At 51.3% G+C, this 26,633-nt stretch carries 22 protein-coding genes and 1 pseudogene; 19 read left to right on the top strand and 4 right to left on the bottom strand.

The features are described from left to right. Window positions 1-151: 151 nt before the first annotated feature. The 7 genes from ribD to QZ105_RS05340 all read left to right on the top strand — a co-directional run bounded on the left by ribD (window position 152) and on the right by QZ105_RS05340 (window position 6,330). Window positions 152-1,252, top strand: a complete 1,101-nt coding sequence (gene ribD / locus QZ105_RS05370; protein ID WP_293728824.1) for a bifunctional diaminohydroxyphosphoribosylaminopyrimidine deaminase/5-amino-6-(5-phosphoribosylamino)uracil reductase RibD — start codon at window positions 152-154, stop codon at window positions 1,250-1,252. Further along, window positions 1,252-1,902 (top strand): riboflavin synthase, encoded by a 651-nt coding sequence (locus tag QZ105_RS05365; protein WP_293728823.1) that lies wholly within the window; start codon window positions 1,252-1,254, stop codon window positions 1,900-1,902. The genes ribD and QZ105_RS05365 overlap by 1 nt, the downstream gene beginning before the upstream one ends. Window positions 1,903-1,912: 10 nt before the next feature. Beyond that, complete coding sequence (locus QZ105_RS05360; protein WP_293728822.1) at window positions 1,913-3,142, top strand: bifunctional 3,4-dihydroxy-2-butanone-4-phosphate synthase/GTP cyclohydrolase II; 1,230 nt, start codon at window positions 1,913-1,915, stop codon at window positions 3,140-3,142. Between the two features lie 147 nt (window positions 3,143-3,289). After that, window positions 3,290-3,751: a 6,7-dimethyl-8-ribityllumazine synthase gene (ribE, locus tag QZ105_RS05355; RefSeq protein WP_293728821.1), complete on the top strand. Its 462-nt coding sequence runs from the start codon at window positions 3,290-3,292 to the stop codon at window positions 3,749-3,751. A 531-nt stretch (window positions 3,752-4,282) separates the two neighbouring features. Continuing rightward, window positions 4,283-5,296 (top strand): hypothetical protein, encoded by a 1,014-nt coding sequence (locus QZ105_RS05350; protein WP_366935995.1) that lies wholly within the window; start codon window positions 4,283-4,285, stop codon window positions 5,294-5,296. Between the two features lie 136 nt (window positions 5,297-5,432). Then, window positions 5,433-5,897 (top strand): DUF3990 domain-containing protein, encoded by a 465-nt coding sequence (locus QZ105_RS05345; protein ID WP_293728819.1) that lies wholly within the window; start codon window positions 5,433-5,435, stop codon window positions 5,895-5,897. Continuing rightward, window positions 5,887-6,330, top strand: a complete 444-nt coding sequence (locus tag QZ105_RS05340; RefSeq protein ID WP_293728818.1) for a hypothetical protein — start codon at window positions 5,887-5,889, stop codon at window positions 6,328-6,330. The genes QZ105_RS05345 and QZ105_RS05340 overlap by 11 nt, the downstream gene beginning before the upstream one ends. 335 nt (window positions 6,331-6,665) lie before the next feature. On the opposite strand, the gene QZ105_RS05335 is transcribed toward QZ105_RS05340, so the two are convergent. Beyond that, a complete protein-coding gene (locus tag QZ105_RS05335) occupies window positions 6,666-7,514 on the bottom strand; it encodes an Rpn family recombination-promoting nuclease/putative transposase (RefSeq protein WP_293728817.1) in 849 nt (282 codons plus the stop codon). A 1,382-nt stretch (window positions 7,515-8,896) separates the two neighbouring features. Between QZ105_RS05335 and hslO the strand changes: the two genes are divergently transcribed. From hslO to QZ105_RS05310, 5 genes are all read left to right on the top strand, one after another. Next, window positions 8,897-9,757, top strand: a complete 861-nt coding sequence (gene hslO / locus QZ105_RS05330; protein ID WP_293728816.1) for an Hsp33 family molecular chaperone HslO — start codon at window positions 8,897-8,899, stop codon at window positions 9,755-9,757. 80 nt (window positions 9,758-9,837) lie between these two features. Then, on the top strand, window positions 9,838-10,899 hold the full coding sequence (gene recA, locus QZ105_RS05325; protein ID WP_293728815.1) for a recombinase RecA: 1,062 nt from the start codon (window positions 9,838-9,840) through the stop codon (window positions 10,897-10,899). After that, window positions 10,868-11,395, top strand: coding sequence for a regulatory protein RecX (locus QZ105_RS05320; RefSeq protein ID WP_293728814.1), 528 nt, complete (start codon window positions 10,868-10,870; stop codon window positions 11,393-11,395). The genes recA and QZ105_RS05320 overlap by 32 nt, the downstream gene beginning before the upstream one ends. A gap of 259 nt (window positions 11,396-11,654) precedes the next feature. Then, window positions 11,655-13,190: a ribonuclease Y gene (gene rny / locus QZ105_RS05315; RefSeq protein ID WP_366935994.1), complete on the top strand. Its 1,536-nt coding sequence runs from the start codon at window positions 11,655-11,657 to the stop codon at window positions 13,188-13,190. 245 nt (window positions 13,191-13,435) lie between these two features. Further along, window positions 13,436-13,837, top strand: a complete 402-nt coding sequence (locus tag QZ105_RS05310; protein WP_293728812.1) for a hypothetical protein — start codon at window positions 13,436-13,438, stop codon at window positions 13,835-13,837. Window positions 13,838-13,893: 56 nt separating this feature from the next. On the opposite strand, the gene rpmB is transcribed toward QZ105_RS05310, so the two are convergent. Continuing rightward, complete coding sequence (gene rpmB, locus QZ105_RS05305) at window positions 13,894-14,085, bottom strand: 50S ribosomal protein L28 (RefSeq protein ID WP_293728811.1); 192 nt, start codon at window positions 14,083-14,085, stop codon at window positions 13,894-13,896. Between the two features lie 117 nt (window positions 14,086-14,202). Here rpmB and recG point away from each other — a divergent pair, with 117 nt between their 5' ends. Beyond that, on the top strand, window positions 14,203-16,263 hold the full coding sequence (recG, locus tag QZ105_RS05300) for an ATP-dependent DNA helicase RecG (protein ID WP_293728810.1): 2,061 nt from the start codon (window positions 14,203-14,205) through the stop codon (window positions 16,261-16,263). A 33-nt stretch (window positions 16,264-16,296) separates the two neighbouring features. Then, window positions 16,297-16,992, top strand: coding sequence for a TVP38/TMEM64 family protein (locus tag QZ105_RS05295; protein ID WP_293728809.1), 696 nt, complete (start codon window positions 16,297-16,299; stop codon window positions 16,990-16,992). An 87-nt stretch (window positions 16,993-17,079) separates the two neighbouring features. Here the strand turns inward: QZ105_RS05295 and QZ105_RS05290 are convergent, their stop codons facing one another. Continuing rightward, complete coding sequence (locus tag QZ105_RS05290; RefSeq protein WP_293728808.1) at window positions 17,080-18,078, bottom strand: bile acid:sodium symporter family protein; 999 nt, start codon at window positions 18,076-18,078, stop codon at window positions 17,080-17,082. Between the two features lie 184 nt (window positions 18,079-18,262). Continuing rightward, window positions 18,263-19,294: a DUF2939 domain-containing protein gene (locus QZ105_RS05285; protein ID WP_293728807.1), complete on the bottom strand. Its 1,032-nt coding sequence runs from the start codon at window positions 19,292-19,294 to the stop codon at window positions 18,263-18,265. A 187-nt stretch (window positions 19,295-19,481) separates the two neighbouring features. Here QZ105_RS05285 and miaB point away from each other — a divergent pair, with 187 nt between their 5' ends. The 5 genes and pseudogenes from miaB to miaA form a co-directional block, all read left to right on the top strand. Continuing rightward, complete coding sequence (miaB, locus tag QZ105_RS05280; RefSeq protein ID WP_293728806.1) at window positions 19,482-20,810, top strand: tRNA (N6-isopentenyl adenosine(37)-C2)-methylthiotransferase MiaB; 1,329 nt, start codon at window positions 19,482-19,484, stop codon at window positions 20,808-20,810. Continuing rightward, a pseudogene (mutS, locus tag QZ105_RS05270) lies at window positions 20,810-23,382 on the top strand (DNA mismatch repair protein MutS). The gene miaB and the pseudogene mutS overlap by 1 nt, the downstream one beginning before the upstream one ends. Then, on the top strand, window positions 23,382-25,397 hold the full coding sequence (mutL, locus tag QZ105_RS05265; protein WP_293728803.1) for a DNA mismatch repair endonuclease MutL: 2,016 nt from the start codon (window positions 23,382-23,384) through the stop codon (window positions 25,395-25,397). Before mutS ends, mutL begins: the two are co-directional and overlap by 1 nt. Beyond that, window positions 25,397-26,182, top strand: a complete 786-nt coding sequence (locus tag QZ105_RS05260; RefSeq protein WP_293728802.1) for a class I SAM-dependent methyltransferase — start codon at window positions 25,397-25,399, stop codon at window positions 26,180-26,182. Before mutL ends, QZ105_RS05260 begins: the two co-directional genes overlap by 1 nt. Before the next feature lie 4 nt (window positions 26,183-26,186). After that, window positions 26,187-26,633, top strand: a 447-nt coding sequence (gene miaA / locus QZ105_RS05255) for a tRNA (adenosine(37)-N6)-dimethylallyltransferase MiaA (RefSeq protein WP_293728801.1), incomplete at its 3' end; no start/stop codon positions are given.

The raw sequence follows: 26,633 nt of genomic DNA, 5'->3' as shown, positions 1-26,633 counted from the left end.
CTGCGGCCGCAGGAACCGGTGCAATTCCGGTACCGACAGTATAGTCTGGATGAGAAAAGGTGGCTGGAGCATTATGCGTCGCGCTGGGACCCCGAGGTCTTGGCGCGATTTTTGTTTTGACCTCTAAATTGAAGTTTGAAGGTGATAATGAATGACGGATGAACAGTATATGCAGCGGGCGTTGGAGCTGGCGCTGCAGGCTGAAGGCAATACCAGTCCCAACCCCATGGTGGGCTGCGTAATTGTCGACGATGACGGTAATATTGTGGGCGAGGGCTATCACCACAAGGCGGGTGAGGCCCACGCGGAGGTCAACGCTCTGGCGGAGGCTAAGCAGCTGGCTCGCGGCGCCACCGCCTACGTTACCCTGGAGCCCTGCGCTCATTACGGCCGCACGGGCCCCTGCTGCGTAGCTTTAGCGCGTGCGGGGATTAAAAAGGTTGTGGTGGCCTGTACTGACCCTAATCCGCAGGTAGCGGGGCAGGGGCTGCAATATCTGCGCTTGCAGGGCATCGAGGTTGTGACGGGCGTGTGCGAAAAGCAGGCGCTGCGCTTAAACGAGCGCTTTTTTACCTGGATAACGAAAAAGCGGCCTTTTATCAGCTTGAAATACGCTATGACGCTGGACGGCAAGATTGCCGCCCGCACCGGGGACAGCAAATGGATTACCGGCGAGGAGGCGCGAACCTTTGCCCACCGGCTGCGCCGTATGCACGACGCCGTTTTGGTCGGCGCGGGTACGGTGCTGACCGACGACCCGGAGCTGACTACGCGCATGGTGGAAGGCAAAAACCCCGTGCGGGTTGTGTTGGACGGCCGCCTGCAGCTTTCGCTGACGGCTGCGGTGCTGAACCCGGCGGCAGATACGCTGATTTTTACAGGACTCGCGGCAGACGCGGTAAAGGCGGACGCTTTAAATGCGCTGCCCAATGTGGAGGTTGTGCGGCTGCCCTTGATTGAAGGCAGGCTGCCTATTTCCCAGGTAATCGACGAGCTGGCCCGGCGCGGCGTTACGAGCCTTTTGGTAGAAGGCGGCAGCGCGGTACACGGAGCTTTTCGCGACGCAGGGCTGGCAGACAGGGTGTACGCTTTTATCGCGCCGAAAATTATCGGCGGCAGTCAGGGCTTTACGCCGGTGGGCGGCGCAGGCTGCGCGTTAATCGAGAACGGCTGGCGGCTGGAACAGGTGGAGTCGCATCAGCTGGGTCCTGACCTGCTGGTAACCGGTCTGGTGCCGAAGGAGGATGCGTAATGTTTACCGGTTTGGTTGCCGAATTAGGCACGGTGCAAAGCTTGGCGCGGCAGGGCGAATCCTATCATTTGACTGTCAGCGCAGCTAAAGTTATGGCAAATTTAAAAATAGGCGACAGCGTGGCGGTCAACGGCGCTTGCCTGACGGTGGTGCGGTTGGACGGCGGCGCCTTTACGGCGGACGTGATGCCGGAAACGGTACGCCTGACTAATATCGGCCAGCTGCGCGTGGGCGATAAGGTGAATTTGGAGCGCACGCTGCGCTTATGCGACGGACTCGATGGACATATCGTCAGCGGGCACGTAGAGGGGCAGGGCGTAATCGCCGCCCGCCGCCCCGAAGGCATCGCTATGGTGGTGACAATTTCCGCGCCGCCGGAGCTGCTGAAATATATTATTAAGAAGGGCAGCGTTGCCATCGACGGCATCAGCCTGACGGTAACGCAGACCACGGACACGGATTTTTCCGTATCGCTGATTCCTCATACGGCCAAGGAAACGACGCTGGGCTTTAAGGACGTGGGCGATAAAGTAAATTTGGAAACGGATATTATCGGCAAATATGTGGAGCGCATGCTGAGCTGGGATAAACAACAGGACGGCGCGGCGCTGCTGGATAAAAATACGCTGTTGGAAAACGGCTTTATGTGAGGGATAAATCATGCAGAAAAATTTTCAGTATAACACGATTGAAGAAGCTGTAGCTGCAATTAAGGCAGGCAAAATGGTGCTGGTCACCGACGACGAGGAGCGCGAGAACGAGGGCGATTTGATTATGGCCGCCGAGCTGTGCACGCCGGAGGCTATCAATTTTATGGCTAAGGAGGCCCGCGGCTTGATTTGCATGCCGGCGGACGGTTCCATTATGGATAAGCTGCAATTTGGCGCGATGGTCAGCAAAAATACGGATAACCATGAAACGGCCTTTTCCGTATCCGTGGACCATGTGGATACGACCACCGGCATTTCGGCCTACGAGCGGGCCTACACCATGAAGAAATGCGCTGAGGACGGCGCGCAGCCCGGCGATTTCCGCCGTCCCGGTCATGTGTTCCCACTGCGCGCCCGTGAGGGCGGCGTACTGGTGCGTACCGGCCACACGGAAACCACGGTGGATTTGTGCAGGCTGGCCGGGTTGAAGCCCGTGGGTATTTGCTGCGAGATTATGAACGACGACGGGCATATGGCGCGTACTCCCGATTTAATTAAGTTCGCCCAAAAGCATGGTTTGGTATTTATTACCGTAGCCGATTTGGTGGCTTACCGCAAATCCCATGAAAAGATGGTGCACCGTGCGGCTGAGGCTGCGCTGCCGACCAAGTACGGCAATTTCCGCATTATCGCTTATGAAAACGATTTGGATAATTTGTGCCATGTGGCTATCGTCAAGGGCGATATTGCCGGGAAAAAGGACGTGCTGGTGCGCGTACACAGCGAATGTTTGACCGGCGATGCCTTCGGCAGCCTGCGCTGCGATTGCGGCGACCAGCTGGCTACGGCTCTGCGCATGATTGAGCGCGAGGGCTGCGGCGCTGTGGTATATATGCGTCAGGAGGGACGCGGTATCGGCTTAGCCAATAAGATTCGCGCCTATGCTTTGCAGGACACGGGCCTGGATACGGTGGAGGCCAATGTGCGCTTGGGCTTTGCGCCTGACCTGCGGGATTACGGTCTGGGCGCGCAGATTCTGTCCGATTTGGGACTGACCAGCATTCGTTTGATTACCAATAATCCGGCCAAGCGCATTGGCTTGAGCGGCTATGGCATCACGATTACGGAGCGCGTGCCCATTGTGATGGAGCCCAATCAGTACAACGAGCATTATCTCGATGTGAAAGAGGAGAAGATGGGGCATAAGCTGCACGAATGTGGCTGCGGCTGTCATAAATAAATTAGTTTATGATTTGCAATCATATATCGCGCGCTCAGCGAAATTTTTTAACGCTAATTGCGCGCAGAATTATAGCTTTTTAATTTAGTTGTTGATAATTGCTTAAAAAATATGTATCTGAAAATATTATACGAGGAGGATTTTATAATGAACGTATTAGAAGGAAAATTAACGGCGAAGGGTTTGAAATTTGCCATTGTTGTGGCTCGTTTTAACGAGTTTATTACGAGCAAGCTGCTGAGCGGCTGCGTTGACTGCCTGGTGCGCCATGAGGCTGCCGACGAGGATTTGACTGTGGCCTGGGTGCCGGGCGCCTTTGAGATTCCTATGGCCGCCAAAAAGCTGGCGGAAAGCGGCAAGTACGACGCCGTTATTTGCCTGGGAGCAGTGATTCGCGGCGCTACGCCTCATTTTGATTATGTGTGCGCCGAGGCTTCCAAGGGCATTGCCCAGGTCAGCCTGCAAACCGGCGTACCGGTGGCCTTCGGCGTGCTGACTACGGAAAATATTCAGCAGGCTGTGGAGCGCGCGGGCACTAAGGCCGGCAACAAGGGCGTGGACTGCGCAATGACGGCTATGGAAATGGTGAACCTGTTTAAGGAGATGTAAGAAGCGTCCTTTTCCAGTAACGAAACGTTATAGGAAAGAATGTTCGTATAAAGTAAAGCGCCCCGGCGTACTGCTTCTGATTTTGCAGCGCGTCGGGGCGTTAAGCTTTTGCGTTCGCCTGTAGAGGAAAGCTATTCAATTACTTGCAAATTGTTGGCCTGAGCCAAAGCGTAAATTTCTTCCTTAAAGATGCTGCCTATATTATAACAAACCTTCAGGTTTTAAACAAGAGCTTTGGGGTAACGCAGTGTTACAGGAAGGGCTGCTGCAAAATAGGCAGGTACAGGCAAGATGTGGTATAATGTGAATGCTTAGCGATTGCGGAGCCGAAGGCGAACGAAGAGCTTAGCAGAACATATGCCCTTGTGGTATAATGTTTGTACACAGCTATTAGTAAGCTGATAGCGAAGCGAAAGGGGCATCCTTGTGGTATAAAATAAGCAAATTTTAGATTGTTGAAGCACGAAGGAGACTATACATACATTGTTGCTGCAAAAAAATAATATAGAGATATTATGGGGGGTTAGAGGAGTGAAAATACATTATTTTCAAAGATACCATGCGAAGGAGAATGTTGCTACGGCAAATACGATGCTTTTGCTTTCAAGGCTATACTCTTATTCAACAGATAAGTTTTTCAGATTGCTCAAGTCCGAGTTCTTTTCAGATTCCTTTGAACCGGAGATTGTGTTTAATCTTCAAGAGAAAAGTGCGGATAGCATTCCTGATGCAACGATTACGCAGGAAAGCTTTAAAATTGTTGTTGAAACCAAAATGTCAGATTGGTTTGACAAAAATCAACTGATGCGGCATTTGAGTTCGTTTAGTGATGAAAAATATAAAGTGCTCATAACGCTTGCTCCTGAATTGATGGAGAAAAACAAGAAAAATGATTTTGAAAATGCGCTAAAGAAGTATAATAAAAATTTTATATACCCTGTAATTCATATCAATACTACATTTGAGCATTTAGCTAATGCCATACAAAATGTGATTGATGAAAGAGATTACGAAATACAGGATGTGTTGGACGATTTTCTTAATTATTGCTATAACGATGCCCTTATTCCCGTGTCTGATTCCTGGAAATATATGAAGATGCAGCTTTCAGGAACTACTTTTGATTTTAATACGAAGTATAATATTTACTATAATCCTGCTGACCGTGGCTTTAGAGCGCATGATTATATTGGCTTATACAATAATAAAAGTATTCGCGCCATTGGTAAAATATGTGCAATAATTACAGCGGTTAAAACAGAAGCTGGCATGGAATATCAAGCGGAATTTGGAGAACTGACAGAGGAACGAAAAAATGAAATATTAATCGCTATCGAAGATGGATTTTCGAATGGTTATAATTTAGAAACAGTCAAGCATAGATATTTCTTTGTAGATAAATTCTACGCAACAGATTTTAAGAAAATTACGCCAAGAGCACCTATGGGAAGTAGAATATTTGATTTGACTCAGGTTGTTGAAGCAGATTCTTTGCCTAATACAGAAGAAATAGCAAAGAAATTGAAAGAAAAGACTTGGAGTTAAAAGGAATGCTGGACGGAGGGCAGTCCTTGGGGTAACGAAACGTTACCCAAAAGAGTGTTTGTAAAATACAGCACGCCGATTGCGGAAAAGGATTAAAAACTGAGGAAAAACCTGTTGCTAAAGGAGGCGCAGCGAAATGATTTTATATCATGGTAGTAAAGTGATAGTTGAATCGCCGGAAATTCGTATTCAAAAATATAACAAAGATTTTTATTTTGGTTTTTACTGTACGCTGTATCCGCAGCAGGCAATTCGTTGGGCTACGCGGTTTAACGGTATAGGATATCTGAATGAGTATGAATACGTGCCGAATGAAGCTTTAAAAATTAAACGCTTTTCGGAAATGACTGAAGAATGGCTTGATTTTATTGTCGCTTGCCGTTTAGGGCAGGCTCACGAATATGATATTGTTGAAGGACCGATGGCTAATGATACGATTTTTAACTATGTACAAAATTTTGTTGACGGCAAGATAAGCAGGGAAGCTTTTTGGGCTTTAGCAAAATTTAAAAAGCCGACTCATCAAATTAGTTTTCATACGGCGCGTGCATTGACAACTCTGGCTTTCGTTAAAGGAGTGGAGGTGCGTGATGAAAAATAACAGCGCTTTATTTTATACTTGCAGTTTGATTGAGTTTATAGGCCGTGAGCAGAAGCTGAAACGCTCTGAACTGGTAACGCTGCTTGGAGAAAAAACGCTTAGCCGCATATATAGATACGCAGATATTTTTCATTGCGAGCCGATTGCTAAGACAGCGGCAGATTTTATTGAAAACTGCAATATTCCCAAGGGGTCGTATGACAATGGGGCTGCCTGCCGTTATACGGTTCCGGATTACTGGACAATAGGCGAGGTATACGAACGCTTAATAGAAGATGTTTGCGGCGATAAAGACGAAGAAGTAATTAAGCGTCTCATAGAGGTTTATACTTCTTGGATTGACGGCGCTTTGTCTAATTACAATACGGATTTTTATTATCAATCCCGCGATTATATTTATGAATGCTATAAAGCAGGAATGATTTGCGCTTAAAGCTATAACGAAGTTTGTTAAATATTTTGCATATCCCGGAAGCCAATATTTTATCTTTCCTATCGTGAAACGCGATATGAAACAAATGTTTGAATAAATACTGCCTTTCCCATAACGAACAGTTACTCAAGCAAGCGTGCTGCTTCTGTTTACCAGTTTTGAAAAAATTTGATTTTGGTAAATAGATTCGCTATAAAGAAGGGCGGAAGCAGTCCTTGGGGTAACGAAACGTTACCGGAAAGAATGTTCGTATAAAGTAAAGCGCCCCGGCGTACTGCTTCTGCTTTTGCAGCGCGTCGGGGCGTTAAGCTTTTGCGTTCGCCTGAAGCGGAAAGCTATTCAATTACTTGCAAATTGTTGGCCTGAGCCAAAGCGTAAATTTCTTCCTTGCTCAAGCGGGAAAGCTTCAAAATTTGCGCTAAGGTATACTGGTCCTTGAGCATATCGAGCGCTATATCACGATTTCTTGCAGCGCGTTCTTCGCTGCGGCCTTCCATGCGGCCTTCTCTGCGCCCTTCCATACGTTCGTCGTGCAACGCCATTTCTAATAACATATACTGCCTCCTTGTTTCGCTGTCGCGCTTGAGCGCAGTCACGGCAGCGTCCACCTCTTCTGTAAAGCCGTCGCTTACAGTTTGATTGTTTACATAAGCCAAAAAGTTTTTAGCCATGGGCGAAATGTCGCCCTTGCTTCCCAAAGAATTGACGAACACCACCGTTGCGCCGTTGCCCATTGCTAAATTTGGGCTTTCCAGACATTTGTTTTTAAAGGTGTAAACATAACGACCTTCGTTGAATAAATCAAAAGCGCAGATGAAAATAATATAGGTGTCGTTAAGCTTGTCGAAGTTTTGCCCCTTACCTAATAAATCCATATCCAGAGACGCCTGATAATAGCGCGTCCGTTTTGGCAAAAGCGGTTCGCCTGTTTCCGCACTTTTGTTATTTTTCACCTGCATTTCCAGATTATAATGGGTGCGGTTCTCGTCGGCCACGATAATATCGAGCCGGATGCCGCGGTTGTCGACGCCGGTTTGAATAGTTTTTTCGGCGTAGGGATAGGAAAGCTCGGCGATTTTGATATTGAGCAGTTCTTCGATAAGGCGCTTACAGATGCGCGGGTTTCTCATCACTTGCTGGAATAAAAAGTTATTTTGGATAGTCAAGTCTTCAAATTTAGTCATGCTCGTCTCCTTAATTATAACATTTTCACTACTATTTTGTCATGAAGTTTTACTTTTTGGCGGCGTTTACGGTTTATATTGGCGACTGCGGGGCGGTAATTACAAGCAGGAAATTATTTTACCAAGGGCGGGCGGCGTTTCCCGGTAAAACAAAAAAGCAGTACCGCCGGTTGCGTGGGCATGGCAACCAGCCTGGTACTGCATTATCTCTTAAAAAACTTTTGTGGGAGTAGGTAAGAGATACGATTACGTTTTTGATTTTTTGACTTTTGTATATTATAACAGACGGAGAGGCAGCTGGCAAGAGAATTTTTGGAAAATTATAAATAAAATTTACTTGAGTTTTTAGGGTAACGAAACGTTACTGGAAAAAATGTTCGTATATATTTTGGCTTGGTGTGAGCGCTGGGGTGGTTCGCTTATTGCGAGGGAATATATTTTTTTGTCGGGCGAGCTTGATAAAGGGGACGCTTTAAACGATTTTAGACGAAGGAAAAGAAAAAAGTGTCTATGTCGCTTTCTAATTTCTTTCTTAAACTGTCCACGACTATGGGTACATTATAAGTTCTACCGTAGGTTAGTATAAATATTTACTTTACTGAAGGAAGAATTTACTAACGTAAATTCTAGTAGAATTAAGACTGGCAAGAAAAAATAGAGGAGAAAGAAACCAGGTAAAGAAAGAGGAGAAAAAAAGAAGCTCTATATACAATATGGCAAAAAAAGCTTAAAATCATGCCATGCAAATTGCAAACTTTTTGTGAATTTTTAAAATGTAAATTCTTTGTAAAATAAGAAAAGCGATGTAAACATTTCGGCGATTTTTTGCCTTTTAGTATATAGGGGGATTTTTTAGCGGCGGTTGCGCTTCCTATCGCGAAATACGAGGGGAAAAATGTTCGCAAAAAGTGAAGCGCGGCGGCAGTTGACGATTTGAATTTTTTCGCGTATAATAATAAAAAGTGATAGCTGATTTCGGCAAGTCGGCTCTCCTCGAAAAACCATAGTTTGAAGAAGACCGCTTGACCGCAAGTTAGGCGGCTTTTTCCTTTCTACGCATCACCCCCCCTACTCTTTAGGGAGTAGGAAAGTCGACCATCAGCTATCTCACGAACGGTATTATAAGATATGCGCTTAAGTTAAACAAAAAAATTTTTGGATAAGCTCAATAGCGGGCGCAGTTAGTTTTTTAGCATTGCATTTTAATTTGATTTGCTTTATAATAAAAGACAGGAAAGCCTGCGGTTTCAGGCGAGTTCCTGACGTGAGAAGTATAAGCCCGCTAGTAGTTAGTGGGCTTATTTTTGTAAAAAAGAAAAACGAAGCTCATGAGCAGATTGTTTTGTATTTGCAGCAGAGCTTCGCGATGAAGAGGGAAGCTTATGGAAGACATTTTAACTAAAGCCACGGCCGACGGCGTGCGCATTTATGCCTTGAGCACCACTAATCTGGTGCGCGAGGCGGCGCAGAAGCACGGCTGTTCTCATTTGGCCAGCGCGGCCTTGGGGCGCGCTATGAGCGGCGCGCTGCTATTAGCGGCTATGATGAAGGACGGCGAACGCATCAGCCTGCGGTTGAAGGGCGGCGGCCCCTTGGGCGAGGTAGTAGCGGACGCCGAGGGCGGCAGCGTGCGCGGCTATGTGGAAAATCCCGACGCTTTTTTGCCGCTGAAGGAGGACGGCAAGCTGGACGTTGGCGGCGGCGTTGGGCAGGGAAATATTATCGTTACCCGCTATTTGCAGAACGCCGAGCCTTTTACCGGCTACTGCGAGCTGGCCGACGGCGAAATTGCCAGCGATTTGACGAAGTATCTTTATGTGTCGGAGCAGACTCCCAGCAGCGTGGCCTTGGGCGTTTTGGTGGATAAGGACGGACAGGTTACGGCAGCGGGCGGCTTTTTTATTCAGGCTATGCCTGGCTGCGCCGACGAGGTGCTGGCCAAGCTGGAGGAAAACGTCAGCCTGACGCCCTACGTTACGCAGCTGCTGGAGATTGGCTATACGCCGGCTAAGATGATTGAAATTTTGGGACGCGGACTGGACGTGGACATTAAGGAAAGCCTGCCGCTGCAGTTTAAATGCCGCTGCAGCCGCGACCGCATTCTGGCGGCCTTGGGCGCGCTGGATAAAAAAGCGCTGACGGAGCTGGCTCAGGACGAGGTGACGGAGGCGCACTGCCAGTTCTGCAATACTACTTATTCCTTTATGCAGCAGGAAATGCAGAAGCTGCTGACGGCAAAATAAGCAAAACTATCCTTGACAAGAAAAACTTTTGTTTGTATAATTTACTTAGCAAGAAAATGTGATATCAGGAGGATACGCTGATGGACGCAGATAAAAAGAAAGCCTTGGATATGGCTATGCACCAGATTGAAAAAGATTTTGGCAAGGGCAGCATTATGAAGCTTGGCGAAGCCAGCGCCAAAATGAATATAGAGGTTATTCCCACCGGCGCTTTGTCGTTGGATATTGCGTTGGGCGTGGGCGGTATTCCCCGCGGCCGCGTTATTGAAATTTATGGACCTGAATCTTCCGGTAAGACTACGGTTGCGCTGCACATGATTGCCGAAGCGCAGAAGACGGGCGGTTATGCCGCTTTTATCGACGCGGAGCACGCCCTGGACCCGGAATATGCCCGTCATTTGGGCGTGGATATCGATAATTTGCTGATTTCTCAGCCGGATAACGGCGAGCAGGCTTTGGAAATTGCCGACGCTTTGGTGCGCAGCGGCGCAATCGATATTATCGTTATCGACTCTGTTGCGGCTTTGGTTCCCCGCGCGGAAATTGAGGGCGAAATGGGCGATTCCCACGTAGGCTTGCAGGCGCGCTTGATGAGTCAGGCTTTGCGCAAGCTGACCGGTTTAATTTCTAAATCCAAATGCGCTACTATTTTTATCAACCAGATTCGTGAAAAGGTGGGCGTAATGTTCGGCAACCCGGAGACCACTACGGGCGGCCGTGCGCTGAAATTTTATTCCACCGTGCGTTTGGAAGTGCGCCGTGCCGATACGCTGAAAAACGGCAACGAGGTTATCGGCAGCCGTACCCGCGTGAAGGTTGTTAAAAATAAAGTCGCTCCTCCCTTTAAGCAGGCGGAATTTGATATTATGTACGGCAAGGGAATTTCTCACGAGGGCTGCTTGGTGGATTTGGGCGCAGACCTTGATATTATCAATAAGAGCGGCGCCTGGTATTCCTACGGCGATACCCGTTTGGGTCAGGGCAAGGAAAAGGTTAAGGATTTTCTGCGCGACAACCCGGAGCTTGCCAAAGAAATCGAAGCTAAAATTCGTGCGGCTACCGTAGCTAAGCAGAGCGTTAATGCCGGCGCGGACGAAGAGCAGGAAGCAGATGTGGAAACAATCTTCAAAGATGAACTCTAAGGAAAAATTTACCAGCGCGCAGCAGGCTTACAGCTGTGCGCTGGATTTACTTTCTTATAAGGATTACAGCGAGCAGAAGCTGCGCGAACGCTTGCAGCAGAAGGGCGCGGATGAAGAGCAGGCTAACGCGGCCATCGCCAAGCTGCGGCATTATGGCTTGGTGGACGAGCGTCGTTATGCGGAGCGCGTTTACGAGGCCTGGCTGAATAAGCGCTGCTATGGCAGGCTGCATTTGCAGGCTGAGCTGCAAAAACGGGGCGTAAGGCAGGAGCTGGTTAGCGAAATTTTGCAGCGCTTTACGCCGGAGCAGGAAAGCGAGCTGGCGGAAAATGCGGCGGAGCTTTTTTTGCAGCGCAATCGCCGGAAGCTGGCGGGGGCGCAGCAGTACGACAAAAAAATATACGCGGCGGCGGGACGCTTTATGGCGGCGCGTGGCTTTTCTTCAAGATATATGACGATTTTGTTGGAAAAGCTGCGTTGCGATAACGATATGTAGTGTGCCCATCTTGACAATTTTGTTAAATTTAATTACAATGTAATTATACCGTCGTGATTATATCACTGGTTTTCACGAGGCGACGTTTTACTATGTTGCCTTTCTTTTTTGCCCTGTTTCAGAATTGATAATACGTTAATTTTTAAATTAATTGATTAATATTCAATGGAATAAGGACATGAATAGCAGACGCAGAGGCGCCTGCTGTTGTTATGCAAAAAAAACTTTGAAAAAATTTTAAAATCAGGAGGTGAGGACTATTTTAGAGATTATTGGAACCGCTGTCGTAGTTGGTTTGGCGGGCGGCGCCGTGGGCTATTTGGTTCGCAAAAACGTCGCTGAAAGCAAGATCGCTACTGCCGAAGAGCAGGCTGTGCATATTGTACAGGAGGCCGAACAGGCTTGCGAAGCGAAACGCAAGGAAATGATGATGGAGGCTAAAGAGGAGATTCATCGTCTGCGTTCCGAAATGGAGCGCGAAAATAAAGACAGACGCAGTGACCTGCAGCGTCAGGAGCGTCGTCTGGTGCAGAAAGAAGAAAACCTGGATCGCAAAATGGAGTCCTTTGAACGCAAGGAGGAAAAGCTGGCCGCTAAGGAGCAGCGTTTGAACGCCGCTCAGGAGAAGGCCGAGCAGCTGTGCCAAAAGCAAATGGCAGAGCTGGAGCGTTTGTCCGGCTTGACCAGCGAGGAGGCGAAGCAGGAGCTGCTGCAGTCCCTGGGCGACGAGGTTAAGCACGAATCCGCTATGCTGATTAAGGATTTGGAGCAGCAGGCTAAGGATGAGGCCGATAAAAAGGCGCGCGAAATTATTTCCTTGGCAATTCAGCGCTGCGCTGCCGACCATGTGGCTGAAACCACCGTTTCCGTCGTAGGCCTGCCCAACGACGAAATGAAGGGACGCATCATCGGCCGCGAGGGCCGCAATATCCGCACGCTGGAAACTCTGACCGGTATCGACCTGATTATCGACGATACGCCGGAGGCAGTTATTATTTCCGGCTTCGACCCGGTACGTCGCGAGGTAGCGCGTATCGCTTTGGAAAAGCTGATCAACGACGGCCGTATTCATCCGTCCCGTATCGAAGAAATGGTGGAAAAGGCTCAGAAAGAGGTTGAGCAGAAAATTAAGGAAGCAGGCGAGCAGGCAACTTTTGCCGTTGGCGTACACGGCCTGCATCCGGAGCTGATTAAGCTGCTTGGCCGCTTAAAATACCGCACCAGCTATGGTCAGAACGTGCTGAACCATTCTGTGGAGGTAGCTAATCTGGCCGGCGTTATGGCGTCCGAGCTGGGTGTGGACGTAGTTTTGGCCAAACGCGCAGGCTTGCTGCACGATATCGGCAAGGCTATCGACCACGAGATGGAGGGCTCCCATGTGGAAATCGGCGGCGAAATCGCCAAGAAGTTCCGCGAGTCCGATTTGATTATCAACGCTATTTTAGCTCATCATGGCGATTGCGAGCCTAAGAGCGTGGAGGCCGTTCTGGTATCCGCCGCTGACGCCGTATCCGCCGCCCGTCCCGGCGCTCGCCGCGAAACTTTGGAAAGCTATCTGAAGCGTTTGACCCGTCTGGAGGAGATTTCCGAATCCTTTGACGGCGTTGATAAGTGCTATGCCGTACAGGCCGGCCGCGAAATCCGCATTATGGTGAAGCCCGAGATGATCGACGACGCTTCCGCCGTACTGCTGGCGCGCGATATTTCCAAAAAGATCGAAGCGGAGATGGAATATCCCGGACAGATCAAGGTGGTTATTATTCGCGAAACCCGCGCGGTGGATTACGCAAAATAAAATATTGCAGCTAGGGCGCGTTCCGCAAGGGGCGCGCCTTTTTACAAATTTGTTGCAGCAGTTTTGCTGTGCGGCATGATGATTTGTGGTATAATGTTGTACACAGCGATTCGCGAGCCGAAGGCGAAGCGAGAGCTGATGTATAACATATGCCTGGCACCCGGCGATTGGCGAGTCGCAGACGATGACAGAGCCGCGGTAGACATGGTATAATTAAACTATATAATTATTCAGGGGAGGGCCTTATGAGAATAGATGGCGCGGGCGGCTGTTTTGACAACCGCATTTATGAAATCGATATCGACGTGGCGTGGAATATCGCGCTGCTGTGTATTAACGAAATGGGCGTGACCATTGACGAGCTTAACGAAGCGCAGCGCATGATTCATTTTCACAATAAAAAGAAAGTGATGCAGGTGGCTTTGCAGGCGTTGGACGAAGAAACGGTGCAGGTCATCATGGATTCGACTAAAGAACGCTTGCAGATTTATAACTGGAAGCGCGAGGATAAAGAAGTAAATTTGTTCTACGATTTATTTGATAATAAGCTGCGCGAGTTCCGCGCCTTTATCCTGTGCCCTGGCTGCTCCGCTAAAATCAGCTCGTCCGTTAAATTCTGTCCGGAGTGCGGCTGCAAGGTAAAATAAAGCAAAAAAAGAAACCAAATACCGTAAGGTATTTGGCTTCTTTTTAAATCCGAAGATTAGATTGCGCGGTTAACTTTACCGGAACGCAGGCAGCGGGTGCAAACGTTTACACGCTTAACAGAACCATCAACAACTGCTCTTACTTGTTGGATGTTCGGGTTCCAAGCACGTTTGGTGTGTCTATTGGAGTGGCTGACGTTGTTGCCAGCGAGTTTTCCTTTACCGCAGATTTCGCAGATAGATGCCATAATTTCCCACCTCCTTAAACGTGATAAGGCATAAGGCACATTCAAATTTAACAAAAGTATCATACCATAAAGAGCGCAGAAAAGCAAGCAGAATTTATTATCAGGCAGGTATTTTATATGTGGTGGAAAGAACCGGTGACAAGTTTAAAGGGAATCGGCGTGAAAAAGGCCGCCGAGCTGGCGGAGCTTAATATCGCTACGGTAGGCGACCTGTTGGAATATTATCCGCGGCAGGGGGCTTATCTTGATTACGCCAACCTGAAAAAAATTAAGGACTTACTGACAGACGGCAGCAAGCAGATTTTTAAGGCGGAGGTCTGCCAGGTGCGCAATGGGTACGGCTCCAGCCGCAGGGCTTATACGCTGGTGACGGTGCGCGACGAAACGGGCTATGCGGGCCTGTATTTTTTTGCCAGCCAGCGCTACAAGGCGCAAAAGCTGGCGCTGGGCATGCAGCTGCTGATAACGGGCAGGGTGCGGCAGGGACGTACCGCCAAAAGCGTGTCCGAGGTAGATGTTCAAAGCGTTGGCGCGGAGGAGACCAAGACGCCGGGGATTCTGCCCGTGTACGCCTTGAGCGGCAATCTTTCGCAGAATAATCTGCGCAAGTGGATGGCGGAGGCGCTGAAGCTGGCGGCTAAGGAGCTGCCGGAAAGCCTGCCGGAGGCTATTGTAAAAAAAGAGGCGCTGCCGGACCGCTTGACGGCGCTGCGGAATATTCATTTCCCTGCCAGCTGGGAGGCGCTGCGGGAGGCCAAGCGGCGCTTTGTTTTTGAAGAATTATTTTTGCTGCAGTGCGGGCTTTTGTACTACCGCCAGCAAAGCCGCGACCAAAGAGAGGGCGTGAAGCATGGCGCCGACGGAGCCTTGCTGCGGCAGGTGCGGGAGCATTTGCCCTTTGAGCTTACAGAACAGCAGCAAAAAGCGTGGCAGGAAATTTCGCTGGATATGCAGGATAAGCGGCCCATGCACCGCATTTTGCAGGGCGATGTGGGCAGCGGTAAGACCGTTATCAGCGCTTTGGCTTTGGCAAAGGCGGCGGAAAACGGTTATCAGGGCTGCATTATGGCGCCAACGGAAATTTTGGCGGCCCAGCATTACGATACGCTGCGGGAATTTTTACAGCCTGCCGGGCTGCGCGTGGCGCTTTTGACAGGCGGTATGCGCGCCAAGGCGCGGCGGGAGCTGCTGCTGAATCTGGAGCTGGGGCTGATAGACGTTTTGGTAGGCACCCACGCATTGCTGGAGGAGGACGTGCGCTTTGCGCATTTATCGCTGACGGTGACGGACGAGCAGCACCGCTTTGGCGTGGAGCAGCGGGCGCGGCTGGCGAATAAATCGCAAATCGCTCCCGACGTTTTGGTTATGACGGCGACGCCTATTCCCCGCACCTTAGCGCTGACAGTTTACGGCGATTTGGATATTTCGCTGATGAAAGGGCGGCCGCCGGGACGCAAGCCGGTACAAACGCTGTGCTATAACGAAAGCAGGCGGCGGGAGGTTTACGAGGGGCTTGTGCGCCAGCTGCAGGCGGGGCGGCAGGCTTATGTGGTTTGCCCGTTGATCGAACAGTCGGAAACGCTGCGGGTACGCAGCGCCGAGAATGTGTACGAGGAGCTGCGCGGCGGCGCGCTGAAAAATATTCCCTGCGCTTTGCTGCACGGGCGCTTAAAGGGAGCGGAAAAGGAAGCGATTATGGCGGATTTCGCGGCGGGAAAAATTAAAGCGCTGGTCAGCACGACGGTCATCGAGGTTGGCGTCAACGTGCCCAACGCCACGCTGATGATTGTGGAAAACGCCGAACGCTTTGGCCTGGCCCAGCTGCACCAGCTGCGCGGGCGCGTAGGCCGCGGCGACAAGCAGTCTTATTGCGTGCTGCTGGCCGGAACGGATTCGCCCGAGGCTTTGGCGCGTTTGCAGGTGCTGCACGACAGCGAGGACGGTTTTTATCTGGCGGAAAAGGATTTGGAGCAGCGCGGCGTAGGCCAGCTGTTCGGTTTGCGCCAGCATGGCTTGCCAGATTTACGGATTGCTGATATAATGCGAGATACCGATACTATTGTGCAGGTGCGGCGCTTGGCGCAGCAGGAGCTGGCTAAACCCAATGGGCGGCAGGAGCTGCGCCGTATGGTGGATATGCAGTTCGGTGAACGCTTCGGCATGATTTTTAATACTTAACGCTGATATATTACGATACAGAGGTAATCGATTTTGAATAAGATAAAGGACTGGCTGGAAAAACCGGATATTGTAACCAAGATAGCGGTGGCGCTGCTTCTGACGCTGCTTTTGCTTTGCATTCATTGCTTTGCCCACGATTTTTTTACTAATACCTTTAAGCTGGCCATCAGCGGCAACGTCAACGGCCTGGCTGCATATTTGCGTTCCTTCGGCCCCTGGGCCATGGTTATCAGCTTTATTCTGGACGTTTTAATCAACGCTGGCAGCGTTTTTCCTTCTATTTTTTTATCCACGGCCAACGGTCTGCTGTTCGGCTTGCCCATGGGAATACTTATTTCCTGGCTGGCGGAAACTACGGGCGTGGTCATCAGTTTTTATCTGATGCGTTTTTTCTTCCGCAGCGCTGCGGAAAAGCTGATTGAAAAAAGCAATTCGCTTAAAGCTATCGACGAGGCCAGCGGCAAGCACGGCTTGGAGTGGATGGCTTTCGCTAGGGCGCTGCCCTATTTCCCGTCAGGCATTTTGACCGCGGTGGGGGCGGTGAGCAGCATCAGCGCCAGAGATTATATTATTGCCAATCTTATCGGCAAATTTCCTTCGACGGCGCTGGAGGTGGTTATCGGCCACGATGTGGTCAACTACCAGCAGAACAGCTACCGTCTGGCTATTTTAGTGGTTATTGTAGCCTTGATTTTTTTTGCGTACAGCCGTTACAGGAGGAAATAAGAAATGGCAGCCAGAAAAGTTCTGACTGCCATAATTTTTTTGTTAACGATTTTGTTAGAAGCTTATAGGAAAATATTTTAACGGCTTTTATTTTGCCGTCAGCGCGTTGTCGCTCAACGCGGCCGCTTCCTGGTTTTCCAGTCCTTTTATGCGGTAGCTGGCGAACATGGAGCCCGATACGTTGTGCCATACGCTGAACACTGCTCCCGGAAGGCTGGCCAAAGGATTGGCGGAAAAATTGACGGTTGCCAGCGCTACTGCCAGACCGCTGTTCTGCATAGCTACCTCGATAGCGATGGAGGTTTCCTTAGCGTAGTTCACCTTCATTACTTTGGCCATGAAGAGACCCATGCCCAAGCCGATGCCGTTATGCAGTACGACCAGCGCGATAACTATCAGGCCGCAGCTCATCAGCTTGCCTGCGCTGACTGCGACGATGCCGTCGATAATGGTCACGATGGCGACGATGGAAACCAGCGGCAAAATCGCGCCCAGCTTTTCGATAGTATCATGGAACAGGCTGTTCAGAATGATACCGGCTATAACGGGCAGCAGCACGATATTGATTACGGACATTACCATAGCCCAAAAGCTTACCTCAACCCAGGCGCCAGCTAAAACGTATACTAGAAAAGGCGTTACCAAAGGCGCAATCAGCGTGGACGCGATGGTCATGCCGACGGACAGGGGTACGTCGCCCTTGGCGATATAGGCGATAACATTGCTGGCGGTGCCGCCGGGGCAGCAGCCTACCAGGATAACGCCCAGCGCTAAGTCTGCGTCCAGGTTTAAAACTACGGCTAAAAGATAGGCGGCGAAGGGCATAATGGTGTACTGCAGCACACAGCCGGCAAAAATTTCTTTAGGTCGGGAAAAAACTATTTGGAAGTCCTGCTTTTTGATGGTCAGGCCCATGCCAAACATCGCCGTACCTAAGAAGAAGGCCGTGTACTTGGGAATCCACGTGAATCCCTCCGGACGCATAAAAGCGAAAGCGCTGGTCAAGAGAATGACCACGGCGAAATACTTCGACAGAAAAGCGCTCGCCTTGCCTAAGAGACAGAGTAGTCCGGTGTCTTTGTTCATGTTCAATTTTCCTCCTTACATACATGCTATCCTTGACGATAGTCACGTTGCTATTGCCAGAGCGGCAATACGGGGATTTTTTCAAATCCCGCTCTATTGTAGCATAGACGCGTATAAAATGCAAAGCATAAAAATAACAGCCTGACCCTGGCTTACAAACCGGGGTACAGGCTGTCGTTTTTTTTTATTGCATAAAGGTGTTGGGCGACAGGACGTTGCCGTCGTCGAAAGCGATGTAGGTAATTTGAATCTTGCACCTTTCTTTGTTGACGTCGCTTTCCATTAATTTTTTGTCGTCGGGGAGCATTTGATTTAAAAATTTTTTAGTATTGAGCTCGACGGACTGACCCGGCGCTATGCTGCCGCGGAAATGCTCCGGATAGGAATAGATTTGTTTGCCCTGCTCGTCAAAAATCAGCACATCGTAATACATGCGGTTGATGGGCACGTCGGTCATATTTTTCGCCGTGACTATGGCGCTGAGCACGGTTTGCGGTTCCGGCGAAGCGCTGCTGTCGGTGAAGATGCTGAGGCGCGTTTCGTAGGTTTGCACGGCTTTGCTCAAACGCTCCATAATGGGCTTGTTGGCGGCCGCCTGCTTGGCTTTTTTTGCGGCGTCGAATTGCACGATGAGCTGGGTCAGATTGCTGACCTTTTTGATCTGCCAGTCGCCCTTGTCGTTGACATTCATTTGCAGCTGGGCGATAAAATCCTTATCGAGATAAGCGTTGTGCAGGGCCAAAGAGGCGGTAGCGCCGCTGGCGTCGGTTTTAGTAAGCTGCACGTCCTTAATGGTCAGTTTGTCCAAGGGAATGTGGCGCTCCATATTGCGTTTCATAGCGTCGGGTACGGGGTCGGCGCTTTTTTTCGCGCTGTCTGCCGGCTTAGCGGCAATCCTGTCCAGAGCCTCCTGCTGCATCAGGTCCACGACGGCGGGCTTGAGCATATGCAGAATGCTGATGGCGAAGGGGTTGGAAAACAAATTATCGTTATTGATTTGGCTTTTGGATTTGATGATATCCTCAAAGGCATTGTCCATGACGGAACGCACGTCCACGTAGCGCTCAAATTTAGCGGTATCATGCTGCTGCAAAGCCTGGCGCGCGGCGTTCAAAGCGTAAAGCGGGGTGCGGATAAAATATAGGAAATAAAAGGCCGCTCCGGCAAGGGCGGCAATAATTATGAATAAGAGAAAAATAGTTTTTTTGTTTTTCATTTTGCATACCTTCCTCATGTGCAGCAAATTTCTTGCTTGCCATATATTGTAATCATATTAGATGCAGATTTCAATACCTGCTACTAAAATTTTTTTATAACTTGCGGGAAAACAGATAAATTTAGTATAATATAATAATGATTAAATTGCCATGAACATTTAAGTATAGATGATGGAGGTTTCTTGCATGACGGAAAAAACGAAAACATATTGCCTGATTAATTACGGCTGTCAGATGAACGAATCTGACACGGAGCATTACGCAGGACAGCTGGAGGAGATGGGCTACGCTCCTGTCAGCGATTTTCATATAGCGGACGTTATCGTGGTCAACACCTGCTGCGTGCGCGAAAGCGCCGAAAAAAAGATTGCCGGCAAGATAGGCGAGCTGAAGGCGGTTAAGACAAAAAATCCCGACGTGGTAATCTGCGTGGCTGGCTGCATGGCGCAGAAGGACGGCGAAAAGCTGCTGAAAAAGCATCCGCAGGTGGACCTGCTGCTGGGTACGGCGTATGTAAACGATTTTAAGCAGGTGCTGCAGGATTATCTGGCGGACCGCAAGGGCGGCGCTTACACTGATTTGACCGTTCACCAGAGCGAATTTGAGGGGCAGATGGTGCGGCAGAGCCCCTTCGCCGCCTGGATACCGATTATGTACGGATGCAATAATTTTTGCACCTATTGCATCGTGCCCTATGTGCGCGGCCGCGAGCGCAGCCGCAGCGTGGAAAATATTGTGGCGGAAATTGAAGCAGCCGTGCGCGAAGGCTATAAGGAGTTTACGCTGCTGGGGCAGAACGTCAATTCCTACGGCAAGGATTTTGGCGAAGAAGAAGCCTTTGCCAAGCTGCTGCGCCGCGTCGACCGGATTCCCGGCGTGGAGCGCATTCATTATATGACCAGCCATCCCCGCGATATGAGCGAGGAGGTAGTCAAAGCCGTGGCCGAGTGCGAGCATATCTGCGAAAATTTCCACGTGCCCTTTCAGGCCGGCAGCAGCGAAATCCTGCGCCGCATGAACCGCGGCTACAGCAAGGAAAAATATCTGGCGCTGATCGATTTGATTCGCCGCTATGTGCCGGACGCCGCTATTACTACGGATATTATCGTGGGCTTCCCCGGCGAAACGGAGGAGGATTTTGAGGAAACGCTGGACGTGGTGCGCCGCGTCGGCTTTACTTCGGCCTTTACCTTTATCTATTCCAAGCGCAGCGGTACGCCTGCCGCTAGGATGGATAATCAGGTGCCGCTGCCGGTGAAGAAGGAGCGCTTAAACCGTTTGATGGCTTTGCAGAACGAAAACAGCCTGCGCTGCCACCAGCAGCTGGTAGGTAAAACCGTCGAGGTGCTGGCGGAAGGGCCCAGCAGGCAGGCCGACGTTTGGGCCGGACGCACTCGCACCGGCGTGCTGGTTTTGTGGCCTGTAGAAGATAAAAAATATGAGGTAGGGCAGAAGGTTAAGGTTTTGCTTGACGCAGCCCAGACCTGGTTAGTGAAAGGTAAGGCGGTAGACTGATGACTGCTGCAAATTATACGCCCATGGTTCAGCAATATCTGGCCGTGAAGGAACAGCATAAGAATGAGCTGCTGTTCTTCCGCCTGGGCGATTTTTATGAAATGTTTTTTGAGGACGCTATTACTGCGTCCCGCGAGCTTAATATTACGCTGACGAAGCGGGCTGGCAGCATTGATAATATTCCCATGTGCGGCGTGCCCTATCATTCAGTGGACGGTTATATCGCTAAGCTGGTAAAAAAGGGTTATCGCATAGCGATCTGCGAGCAGATTGAGGACCCAAAGCTGGCTAAGGGCATTGTGCAGCGCAAGGTTATAAAAATCATTACGCCGGGCACGGCCTTGAGCGAGCAGCTTTTGGAGGATAAGCACAACCGTTATCTGGTGCTGCTATTAGAACAGGCCGAAGTAATTTGTTTGGCGGCCGCCGACGTATCCACCGGCGAATGTCAGTGGTTTACGGCCAGCGGCGGCGAACGCATGCTGGAAATTACGGAGCAGCTGTACCGTTTGCAGCCGGCGGAGCTGGTGGCTGTAGAGGGACTGACTGCTTGGGACGATTTGCAGGAATGGCTGCATGCCAGGCTGCCGGAATGCGCCGTGAGCAAATATATTGAAGAAGCGCCGGAGGCGGATTATTTTGCGCAGCATTTTGCCGATAAGCAGCCTGCGCCGCTGGTGCGCCAGACGGTGGAGCTGCTGCTGCGCTATCTGCACGGCACGGTGATGGCCGACTGAGCCATATCAACCGCTTGACGGAAATTGTGCACGAAAGCTTTATGAGCCTGGACGTTACGGCTATCCGCAATTTAGAGCTGGTGCGCAGCATGGCTGACGGCAGCAAGCGCGGCACGCTGCTGGACGTGCTGGATTTTACCAAGACCAGCATGGGCGCGCGCCGTCTGCGCAGCTGGATTGAAAGTCCGCTGCTGGATTTGGGCCGGATTTATGAACGGCAGGAGGCAGTCGCCGAGCTGCTGGAAAATTCCGGACTGCGGGACGCGGTGGTGGAGCAGCTGAAGGGCGTGGCCGATTTGGAGCGCATCGTCAGCCGCATCGAGGTGGGCAGCGCCAACGCCCGCGATTTGGTAGCGCTGCGCAATTCCTTCTACGCGCTTCCGGGCTTGCAAAATGTGCTGGCCAATTGTAAGGCGCGGCTGCTGCAAAGACTGTACGGCGGGCTGCATCTGCACGAGGAGCTGTCCGTTAAATTACAGCAGGCTATTGTGGACGAGCCGCCGTTTTCTGTGCGCGAGGGCGACATGATTCGCCGCGGCTATAACGCGGAGCTGGACGAGCTGCATTTAATCGCCGCCGATAATAAAACCTGGATGCAGAATTTTGAGCAGAAAATTAAAGAAGAAACCGGCATCAAGACTATGAAGGTGGGCTATAATAAGGTTTTCGGTTATTATATCGAGGTTTCGAAGGGCCAGTCCAACAGCGTGCCGGATTATTTCGTGCGCAAGCAGACCTTGGTCAACGCCGAGCGTTACATAGTGCCGGAGCTGAAAGAATTTGAAAATAAAATTTTAGGCGCGAAAGAAAAAATTCAAAGCCTGGAATATTATCTCTTTGACGAGCTGAGAAATTTGATTCGCAGCCGGATTGCCGAAATTCAGGAAACGGCCCGCGCCATCGGCACGCTGGACGTGCTGAACGGCTTGGCGCTGGCCGCGTATAAATATAATTACGTGCGCCCGGAGCTGAATAATGCGGGCGAAATTAAAATTACCGACGGCCGCCACCCCGTGGTGGAGCGGCTGCTGGAAAAAGAAATTTTTGTGCCGAATAACGTCAATCTGAATAACGGCGACGAGCGCATGATAATTCTGACCGGACCCAATATGGCCGGTAAGTCCACCTATATGCGGCAGATAGCGCTTCTGGTGCTGATGACGCAGATGGGCAGCTTTATTCCGGCGCGTCAGGCCAGCGTGTGCCCCGTGGATAAAATTTTTACCCGCGTGGGCGCCAGCGACGACCTGGCGACGGGGCAGAGCACCTTTATGGTGGAAATGAACGAGGTGGCGCAGATTTTGCGCTACGCGACGAAAAACAGCCTGATAATTCTGGACGAGGTGGGACGCGGTACGTCGACCTTCGACGGCATGAGCATCGCCCGCGCCGTGATGGAATATATTCACGATAAGATTAAGGCCAAAACGCTCTTTGCCACCCATTACCATCAGCTGATTGCCATGGAGCAGGAGCTGGGCGGCGTAAAAAATTATTCCGTAGCCGTTAAGGAACGGGGCAAGGATATTGTTTTCCTGCGCCGTATCGTGCCCGGCGGCACCGACCGCAGCTACGGCGTACACGTAGCGCGTTTGGCCGGTTTGCCAAAAAAGGTGCTGGATAGGGCGGAGGAATGTTTGCAGGAATACGACAGCGATAATAGCCGTCCGGCAGCCGCGCCTGCGGAGCAGCAGCCGGATATGATGGGCTCGCTGTTCAGCAGCGGCCTGGCGGAGCAGCTGTTAAAGCTGGACGTGATGAGCATGACGCCCATCGAGGCGATGAATACCTTATATAAATTGCAGGACGAGGCCAGGAAGGAGTGCGGTCGCTGATGGCAGATATACATAAAGTACAGCTTTTGGATACCAATACGGCCAACCAGATTGCGGCGGGCGAGGTAGTGGAAAAGCCAGCGTCCGTAGTCAAGGAGCTGGTGGAAAACGCGCTGGACGCTGGAGCGACCCAAATCGAGGTAACGATTTTTGCCGGCGGCACGGAATATATCCGCGTGACGGACAACGGCTGCGGCATGAGCGAGGAAAACGCCCGTCTGGCGGTGCTGCGCCATGCGACCAGCAAAATTGTTAAGGCGGAAGACTTACTGTATCTGCATACGCTTGGCTTTCGCGGCGAGGCGCTGCCCAGCATCGCGTCCGTGGCTAATTTTACGCTGCTGACGCGGCCTGCCGACGCCGAATTTGCCACGTTCGTGCGCATCGACGGCGGCGATAATATGGAAGTCGGCAGCACGGGCGGCAGCGCGGGCACGACGGTTATTGTGGAAAATCTTTTCTTCAACGTGCCGGCGCGGCGCAAATTTTTGAAAACCGTCAGCACGGAGGGGCGTTATATCAGCGAGCTTTTGACCAAGCTGGCGCTGTCACGGCCCGACGTGCGCTTTAAATTGATAAATAACGATAAAGAGGTACTGCATACGCCGGGCGACGGCGATTTGGCGGGCGCTATCCGCGCGCTGTACGGTAAAAGCGTTTCGCAGGAGCTTTTGCCGGTTAATTTTGCCGACGAAAAAATTAAAATCAGCGGCTTTATCGGCAAGCCTACGCTGCTCAAGGGAACGCGCCAATGGCAGACCTTGTTTGTCAACGGCCGCAGCATCGGCAATAAAATGCTGGCTAAGGCTATCGACCACGCTTATCAATCGCAGATTCCCAAGAGCGGCTTTCCTTTCGCCGTGCTGAATATTACGGTGGATACGGCGTCGGTGGACGTTAACGTGCATCCGCAGAAAAGCGAGATTAAATTCAGCGACGACAGCCAGGTTTACAAGGCTATGTACAAGGCGCTGACGGACGCTTTAACGCGGCCCATGAGCGCGCAGAAAACGGAAATAACGCTGCTGCCCGATTCGGAGCTGAACGCCTTTGTGGAAAAGAAGGCCGTGCCGGAGCAGCCTGACCTGCCTGACCTGCCGAAGGCATCGCGCCCGGCGTTCGAGCCCTTTGCCAAGGCCAACATCGAGCCTGTTTTTAAAACGCCGGAAAAAGAAGCTGCGGCAAGCGAATCTGTTTTGCGGCCCCAGCCTGCTCCCGTCAGCGTCAGCAGGCCCCAGGCCGAGCAGCGGACGATGTGGCAGCCCTACGAGGATTTTGCCCAGAGCCAAGAGGCGCAGTACGACGCCGGTAAGCGGGAAACCGTTTTCAGCGTTTATGAAGCAAGGGAACAGTTCGCCAAAAACGAGCCTTTGGCGGCTGCGTCCGGAGCAGCGCCTCAGCTGAAAGAAACCATCGCTTTTACGGATACGGACAGCGGCGTAGCGACTATCTGGCCCATCGGGCAGGTGGATAAAACCTTTATTATCGCCCAATCGGAGGATACGCTGTATTTAATCGACCAGCATGCGGCCCACGAGCGTATTTTGTACGACAAGCTGGTGGCTTCCCACGCCGATATTCCGGCGCAGCAGCTGCTGATGCCCCTGTATGTGGATATGAGTAATGACGATATCGCGCTTATCGAAGAGCGGCGCGAGGAATTTTTGCGACTGGGCGTGGACGCGGAAGCGGGCGGCGACAAGCTGCTGCGCGTCAACAGTTTGCCCGCCGATATCAAGGCGGAGGACGCGCAGGACTTTATTAATGAAATCAGCAAGATGCTGGGCGAGCTGCGCAGCGTCAGCGGCAGCGACCTGCGCCAAAATGTGCTGCATATGACGGCCTGCAAGGCGGCGATTAAGGCCGGACAGCTGTTAAATATGCGCCAGATGCGCCAGCTGATTATCGATTTGTGCAATACGGAGCATCCCTTTACCTGTCCGCACGGACGCCCCTGCATGATTGCTATTGACAGCGACCAGCTGTATAAGATGTTCAAAAGGACGGGCTTTTAATGCTGAACGGAGCTGTAGGAGTAACCGTGTCCCGCAATAATACGGGCGGCGCGGTGGCGCAGGCAAAAGAATGGGCGGCGGCGCTGCGGGGGCAGTACATCGAGCGGCCCCATAATTTATCCGTGCCGGAATTATTGGAGCAGCGCAATTTAGCTGCGCTGGTGGTAGTGGAAAGCGGCGGCCCGCGCGTGCATTGCCGGGAGGGCAGCTTTGCCTATCACCCCAGTATGGCGAGCCTGCGTGTGCAGAATTTGCAGCGGGGCGGGCAGGACCATTTAGTAAGCGCTTTGGGCCTGCGTCCGGGGCTGCGCGTTTTGGACTGCACCCTCGGCCTGGGCAGCGACGCCGCAGTCGCATCTTATGTCGTGGGAGCGGCGGGCCGCGTCGTGGGGCTGGAGGCTTCGCCTTTACTGCATTTTGCCGTGAGATACGGCCTGGCGAATTACGAAACCAAGGACGCGGAGCTGAATGCGGCGCTGCGGCGGATTCAAACTTTTAATACGACGGCGGCAAGCTATTTGAAAAACTGCGCTCCGGACAGCTTTGACGCGGTTTATTTTGACCCTATGTTCCGCCGTCCGGTAAGCGGTTCAAAAAATATGGACGCCCTGCGCCCGCTGGCTTGGGAGCAGCCCTTGGACAAAGCTGTTGTGGAGCTGGCGCTGCGGGCCGCGCCTGTAGCGGTTATCAAGGAACGGGGCGTTAAGATTTTGCAAAGCTACGGCTGCCGCGAATTTGTCGGCGGCAAATACAGCCGTGTCGTTTACGGCGTCGTCAGGAGGTAAAGCGGTGAAGCAAAAGGTAGCGGTAATTTTAGGCGCGACGGCTACGGGTAAAAGCCATTGCGCTATCGAAATAGCTAAAAATTTTCACGGAGAAATTATTTCCGGCGATTCTATGCTGGTGTACCGCGGTATGGATATCGGCACGGCCAAGCCGACGGCGGCGGAGCTGGCCGCCGCGCCGCACCATTTGGTAAATATACTGCCGCCGGAGGCCGGCTTTAACGTGGTGGATTTTCAGCAGCAGGCCGCGCGCTTAATCAAAGAAATTAACGAGCGGGGGCATTTGCCGATTATTGCCGGAGGTACGGGCCTGTATATTAAGGCGCTGCTGGAGGGCTATGCTTTCAGCAGCGTGGAGGGCAACGGCGAATTGCGGCGGCAGCTGGAGGCGGAGGCTCAGGCTGGCGGCGGCGCGGCTTTGTACGAACGGCTGCGGCAGCTGGACCCGGCT

Source organism: uncultured Phascolarctobacterium sp., assembly GCF_905212365.1.
Classification (GTDB): Bacteria; Bacillota; Negativicutes; order Acidaminococcales; family Acidaminococcaceae; genus Phascolarctobacterium_A.
This window is presented reverse-complemented; position numbering and strand designations above follow the sequence as displayed.

Bases quoted from the DNA above. Each gene is read 5' to 3' on its own strand.
- ribD (WP_293728824.1), top strand. From the start codon at position 152: ATGACGGATGAACAGTATATGCAGCGGGCGTTGGAGCTGGCGCTGCAG.
- QZ105_RS05365 (WP_293728823.1), top strand. From the start codon at position 1,252: ATGTTTACCGGTTTGGTTGCCGAATTAGGCACGGTGCAAAGCTTGGCG.
- QZ105_RS05360 (WP_293728822.1), top strand. From the start codon at position 1,913: ATGCAGAAAAATTTTCAGTATAACACGATTGAAGAAGCTGTAGCTGCA.
- ribE (WP_293728821.1), top strand. From the start codon at position 3,290: ATGAACGTATTAGAAGGAAAATTAACGGCGAAGGGTTTGAAATTTGCC.
- QZ105_RS05345 (WP_293728819.1), top strand. From the start codon at position 5,433: ATGATTTTATATCATGGTAGTAAAGTGATAGTTGAATCGCCGGAAATT.
- QZ105_RS05340 (WP_293728818.1), top strand. From the start codon at position 5,887: ATGAAAAATAACAGCGCTTTATTTTATACTTGCAGTTTGATTGAGTTT.
- QZ105_RS05335 (WP_293728817.1), bottom strand. From the start codon at position 7,514: ATGACTAAATTTGAAGACTTGACTATCCAAAATAACTTTTTATTCCAG.
- hslO (WP_293728816.1), top strand. From the start codon at position 8,897: ATGGAAGACATTTTAACTAAAGCCACGGCCGACGGCGTGCGCATTTAT.
- recA (WP_293728815.1), top strand. From the start codon at position 9,838: ATGGACGCAGATAAAAAGAAAGCCTTGGATATGGCTATGCACCAGATT.
- QZ105_RS05320 (WP_293728814.1), top strand. From the start codon at position 10,868: ATGTGGAAACAATCTTCAAAGATGAACTCTAAGGAAAAATTTACCAGC.
- QZ105_RS05310 (WP_293728812.1), top strand. From the start codon at position 13,436: ATGAGAATAGATGGCGCGGGCGGCTGTTTTGACAACCGCATTTATGAA.
- rpmB (WP_293728811.1), bottom strand. From the start codon at position 14,085: ATGGCATCTATCTGCGAAATCTGCGGTAAAGGAAAACTCGCTGGCAAC.
- recG (WP_293728810.1), top strand. From the start codon at position 14,203: ATGTGGTGGAAAGAACCGGTGACAAGTTTAAAGGGAATCGGCGTGAAA.
- QZ105_RS05290 (WP_293728808.1), bottom strand. From the start codon at position 18,078: ATGAACAAAGACACCGGACTACTCTGTCTCTTAGGCAAGGCGAGCGCT.
- QZ105_RS05285 (WP_293728807.1), bottom strand. From the start codon at position 19,294: ATGAAAAACAAAAAAACTATTTTTCTCTTATTCATAATTATTGCCGCC.
- miaB (WP_293728806.1), top strand. From the start codon at position 19,482: ATGACGGAAAAAACGAAAACATATTGCCTGATTAATTACGGCTGTCAG.
- mutL (WP_293728803.1), top strand. From the start codon at position 23,382: ATGGCAGATATACATAAAGTACAGCTTTTGGATACCAATACGGCCAAC.
- QZ105_RS05260 (WP_293728802.1), top strand. From the start codon at position 25,397: ATGCTGAACGGAGCTGTAGGAGTAACCGTGTCCCGCAATAATACGGGC.